Here is a 5,195-nt window from a genome sequence, read left to right on the forward strand (position 1 = left end):
GCGCGCGGCGGCCCCACCGGCCACACGGCCCCCCGCGCGGACGGCCCGTCCCCGGGGGAGGGCGCGTCCCCGTCCGGGCCCGCCCGCAGCGACGCCGCCGGCCGGAGCGCCGGGAGGCGCCGCACCGGCTCGGCGGCCGTGTCCGCGACCGCGACGAGGAGCAGCAGGAGCACCAGGGCCGCAGGCGGGGCGGCGCGCGGGAAGTGTCGGTCCATGCGTGCACTGTCCCCCCGATCCGCCCACCCGGGTGGATCACGGCGCCCGTCTGTGGACGACGGCGCCGCTTGTGGACATCGCCGTCACCCGGCGGTGCCCAGGTCCCGTACACTTCTTCTGGCGACCCGGCCACCGGGTCGACTTCGCACGCCCCGCCACCGCCCTCGCCGGCCGTGGCAGCGCTCATCGGTCCATTCGTGGCACAGCGCGCCGGGGCGTCAGGAAACAACCGACACACCAAGGAGATACGGCCATGGCCGTCGTCACGATGCGGGAGCTGCTGGAGAGCGGCGTCCACTTCGGTCACCAGACCCGCCGCTGGAACCCGAAGATGAAGCGCTTCATCTTCACCGAGCGCAACGGCATCTACATCATCGACCTGCTCCAGTCGCTGTCGTACATCGACCGCGCCTACGAGTTCGTCAAGGAGACCGTCGCGCACGGCGGTTCCATCATGTTCGTCGGCACGAAGAAGCAGGCGCAGGAGGCCATCGCCGAGCAGGCCGCCCGCGTCGGCATGCCGTACGTCAACCAGCGCTGGCTGGGCGGCATGCTCACCAACTTCTCCACCGTGTACAAGCGCCTCCAGCGCCTCAAGGAGCTCGAGGCGATCGACTTCGAGGACGTGGCCGCCTCCGGCCTCACCAAGAAGGAGCTCCTGGTCCTCTCCCGTGAGAAGGCCAAGCTGGAGAAGACCCTCGGCGGCATCCGCGACATGCAGAAGGTGCCCAGCGCCGTCTGGATCGTCGACACCAAGAAGGAGCACATCGCCGTCGGCGAGGCGCGCAAGCTCAACATCCCGGTCGTCGCGATCCTCGACACCAACTGCGACCCCGACGAGGTCGACTACAAGATCCCGGGCAACGACGACGCGATCCGCTCCGTCACCCTGCTCACCCGCGTGATCGCCGACGCCGTCGCCGAGGGCCTCATCGCCCGCTCCGGCGTCGCCACCGGCGACAGCAAGCCGGGCGACAAGGCGGCCGGCGAGCCGCTCGCCGAGTGGGAGCGCGACCTGCTCGAGGGTGAGAAGAAGGCGGACTCCGACGAGGCCGCCGAGAAGCCCGCCGAGGCCCCCGCCGCCGAGGCCCCGCCGCGGACGCCCCCGCCGCCGAGGCTGCCGAGGCTCCCGCCGCCGAGGCCGAGCAGGCCTGACCAGCGGTCCTGACCCCGAGGTCCGGGCCCGTGCCCGGTCCGACCGGTCCGGTCGTCGACGGAGGGGGCCGCAAGCCCCCTCCGTCATCCCATAGATCCTGGTAGATCTTCCAGACTTCGAGAGAGATTCACAGATCATGGCGAACTACACCGCCGCCGACGTCAAGAAGCTCCGCGAGCTCACCGGCGCCGGCATGATGGACTGCAAGAAGGCACTGGACGAGTCCGACGGCAACGTCGACAAGGCCGTCGAGGCCCTGCGCATCAAGGGCCAGAAGGGCGTCGCCAAGCGCGAGGGCCGCTCCGCCGAGAACGGCGCCGTCGTCTCCCTGATCGCCGACGACAACACCTCCGGCGTCCTCGTCGAGCTGAAGTGCGAGACGGACTTCGTCGCCAAGGGCGAGAAGTTCCAGTCCGTCGCGGCCCAGCTCGCCCAGCACGTCGCCGCCACCGCCCCGGCCGACATCGAGGCGCTGCTCTCCTCCGAGATCGAGCCCGGCAAGACCGTCCAGGCGTTCGTCGACGAGGCCAACGCGAACCTCGGCGAGAAGATCGTCCTCGACCGCTTCGCGCAGTTCTCCGGCGGCTACGTCACCGCGTACATGCACCGCACCATGCCGGACCTGCCCCCGCAGATCGGTGTCCTCGTCGAGCTCGACAAGGAGAACGCCGAGGTCGCCAAGGGCGTCGCGCAGCACATCGCCGCGTTCGCCCCGAAGTACCTCTCCAAGGAGGACGTCCCGGCCGAGGTCGTCGAGGCCGAGCGCCGCGTCGCTGAGGAGACCACCCGCGCCGAGGGCAAGCCCGAGGCCGCGCTGCCGAAGATCGTCGAGGGCCGCCTCAACGGCTTCTTCAAGGACGCGACGCTGCTCGGCCAGCCGTACGCGCTCGACAACAAGAAGTCCGTCCAGCAGATCCTGGACGAGGCCGGCGTCACCCTGAAGCGCTTCGCGCGCATCAAGGTCGGCATCTGAGTCCGTACCCGACGGACACCGGACCCCCCAGGGGTCGCAGCAGCCGTCCGCGTCCGCGCCGGACGGCCGCAGATCTGACGAGGAGGCCATTGCCGCACAGGGACACCAGCACCCCCGGCAATGGCCTTCTTCGTATGCGCACGAGGAGATCTCCAATGAATCAGGGCGCCGCACAGGGCGACGACAACACCGGCAAGAAAGCCGGCCGCTTCCTCCTGAAGCTGTCCGGCGAGGCGTTCTCCGGCGGCGGCGGCCTCGGCGTCGACCCCGACGTCGTGCACGCCATCGCCCGCGAGATCGCCGCGGTCGTCCGGGACGGCGCGCAGATCGCGGTCGTCATCGGCGGCGGCAACTTCTTCCGCGGCGCCGAGCTCCAGCAGCGCGGCATGGACCGGGCGCGCTCCGACTACATGGGCATGCTCGGCACGGTCATGAACTGCCTCGCCCTCCAGGACTTCCTGGAGAAGGAGGGCATCCAGTCCCGCGTCCAGACCGCGATCACCATGGGCCAGGTCGCCGAGCCCTACATCCCGCTGCGCGCCGTGCGCCACCTGGAGAAGGGCCGCGTCGTGATCTTCGGCGCCGGCATGGGCATGCCCTACTTCTCCACCGACACCACCGCCGCCCAGCGCGCCCTGGAGATCGACGCCGAGGCCCTCCTCATGGGCAAGAACGGGGTCGACGGGGTCTACGACTCCGACCCGAAGACCAACCCGGACGCCGTGAAGTTCGACGCCCTGGAGTACGGCGAGGTGATCGCCCGCGACCTCAAGGTCGCCGACGCCACCGCCGTCACCCTCTGCCGCGACAACAAGCTGCCGATCCTCGTCTTCGAGCTCCTCGCGGCCGGGAACATCGCCCGCGCCGTGAAGGGTGAGAAGATCGGCACCCTGGTGAGCGACGAGGGCACCCGGCACTGACCCTTCCCGGGCGCCGGATCCCGCTCGGGCGGGAGGGCCCCGCCGCACAGCCGGGGATGGACAAGGCCCTGCCGGTCGGACACCGTGCAGGGGAAAGACGCGACGCAGGTTCCGCGGCCGTGGTGCACGCCGGGACAAACCCCAAGACACGCAGGAGCATGTGGTGATCGAAGAGACCCTCCTCGAAGCCGAGGAGAAGATGGAGAAGGCCGTCGTGGTCGCCAAGGAGGACTTCGCCGCGATCCGCACCGGGCGTGCGCACCCGGCCATGTTCAACAAGATCGTGGCCGACTACTACGGTGCCCTCACGCCGATCAACCAGCTGGCGTCCTTCTCGGTGCCGGAGCCGCGCATGGCCGTGGTGACCCCGTTCGACAAGAGCGCCCTGCGCAACATCGAGCAGGCGATCCGCGACTCCGACCTCGGTGTCAACCCGTCCAACGACGGCAACATCATCCGGGTGGTCTTCCCCGAGCTCACCGAGGAGCGCCGCCGCGACTACATCAAGGTCGCCAAGAGCAAGGGCGAGGACGCGAAGATCTCGATCCGCGCCGTCCGCCGCAAGGCCAAGGAGACCCTCGACAAGCTCGTCAAGGACGGCGAGGTCGGCGAGGACGAGGGCCGCCGCGCGGAGAAGGAGCTCGACGACACCACCGCGAAGTACGTCGCGCAGGTGGACGAGCTGCTCAAGCACAAGGAAGCCGAGCTGCTCGAGGTCTGATGAACGACGCTTCTCCGGGGGCCCCGCCACGAGGCGGACACTGGGGCCCGCCCGACCAGGGGTACGCCCCGGCGGGTCCCGCCGACGACGGGCACGCCGCGCGGTGGGCCCGGCCCGTGTCCGTCGTACCCGACGTCCCCGCAGGCGGAGACCAGGACGACCATGACCGGGGGGCCGCTTCGCCGAGCGGCCCCCCGGTCCGTGACGAGATGGCGCAGGAGCCCATGCCACCGGAGCCCGCCGAGCCGCAGGGCCGTTCGCGGCGGAAGAGCCAGCAGCGGCAGAAGAAGCAGGCCGGACGTGATCTGCGGGCCGCCATAGGGGTCGGTGTCGGCCTCGGCGCGGTGATCGTCGTGTCGCTGTTCGTCCAGAAGGCCGTCTTCGTCGGGGTGGTGGCCGTCGCCGTCGTCGTCGGCCTGTGGGAGCTGACGTCCCGGCTCCGGGAGCGCAAGGGCCTCAGGGTGCCGCTCGTCCCGCTCGCCGCCGGCGGCGCGGCGATGGTCGTCGCCGGGTACGTGCTCGGGGCCGAGGGCGCCTGGGTGGCGATGGCGCTGACCGCGCTCGCGGTGCTCGTGTGGCGCATGGCGCAGCCGCCGGAGGGATACCTCAAGGACGTCACGGCCGGCGTGTTCGCCGCCTTCTACGTGCCGTTCCTGGCGACGTTCGTGGCGCTGATGCTGGCCGCGGACGACGGGCCGCAGCGGGTGCTGACGTTCCTGCTGCTGACCGTGGTCAGCGACACGGGCGCGTACGCGGTCGGCTGGCGCTTCGGCAGGCACAAGCTGGCGCCGCGGATCAGCCCCGGCAAGACCCGCGAGGGGCTGTTCGGCGCGATCGGCTTCGCGATGGCCGCCGGCGCGCCGTGCATGTCGCTCCTCGTCGAGGGCGGCACGTGGTGGCAGGGCCTCGTCCTGGGCCTCGCGGTCGCGGTCAGCGCCACCCTGGGCGACCTCGGCGAGTCCATGATCAAGCGGGACCTCGGCATCAAGGACATGGGCACTCTGCTGCCGGGTCACGGCGGCATCATGGACCGCCTGGACTCCCTGCTGCCGACGGCACCGGTCGTGTGGCTGCTGCTGGTGATCTTCGTCGGAGCGGGTTGACCGCAGGCAGGTACTCTGGAAGGGCCCGCGGCATCAGGTCGCGGGCCCTTTCCCGTTCCCCGCCGACGCCGGGGACGACCCGGTGGGGCCTCCCCGTGCCGACGCC

4 protein-coding genes and 2 pseudogenes are annotated in these 5,195 nt (G+C 70.9%); 5 read left to right on the top strand and 1 reads right to left on the bottom strand.

What is annotated here, in order from left to right; translation table 11 throughout:
• Positions 1 to 215: pseudogene (locus MW084_RS19570) on the bottom strand (M23 family peptidase); the annotation flags it as partial.
• A gap of 254 nt (positions 216 to 469) precedes the next feature.
• Here MW084_RS19570 and rpsB point away from each other — a divergent pair.
• The 5 genes and pseudogenes from rpsB to MW084_RS19595 all read left to right on the top strand — a co-directional run bounded on the left by rpsB (position 470) and on the right by MW084_RS19595 (position 5,089).
• Positions 470 to 1,371: pseudogene (gene rpsB, locus MW084_RS19575) on the top strand (30S ribosomal protein S2).
• 137 nt (positions 1,372 to 1,508) lie between these two features.
• Positions 1,509 to 2,345 carry a translation elongation factor Ts gene (tsf, locus tag MW084_RS19580; RefSeq protein ID WP_010471047.1) on the top strand — a complete coding sequence of 279 codons (837 nt, stop codon included), beginning with the start codon at positions 1,509 to 1,511 and terminating at the stop codon, positions 2,343 to 2,345.
• A gap of 155 nt (positions 2,346 to 2,500) precedes the next feature.
• A complete protein-coding gene (pyrH, locus tag MW084_RS19585; RefSeq protein WP_010471048.1) occupies positions 2,501 to 3,265 on the top strand; it encodes a UMP kinase in 765 nt (254 codons plus the stop codon).
• Positions 3,266 to 3,428: 163 nt separating this feature from the next.
• On the top strand, positions 3,429 to 3,986 hold the full coding sequence (gene frr / locus MW084_RS19590) for a ribosome recycling factor (protein ID WP_010471049.1): 558 nt from the start codon (positions 3,429 to 3,431) through the stop codon (positions 3,984 to 3,986).
• Positions 3,986 to 5,089 (top strand): phosphatidate cytidylyltransferase, encoded by a 1,104-nt coding sequence (locus tag MW084_RS19595; RefSeq protein WP_078571669.1) that lies wholly within the window; start codon positions 3,986 to 3,988, stop codon positions 5,087 to 5,089. The genes frr and MW084_RS19595 overlap by 1 nt, the downstream gene beginning before the upstream one ends.
• Positions 5,090 to 5,195 lie beyond the last annotated feature (106 nt).

The sequence above is a fragment of the Streptomyces sudanensis genome (genome assembly GCF_023614315.1).
Classification (GTDB): domain Bacteria; phylum Actinomycetota; class Actinomycetes; order Streptomycetales; family Streptomycetaceae; genus Streptomyces; species Streptomyces sudanensis.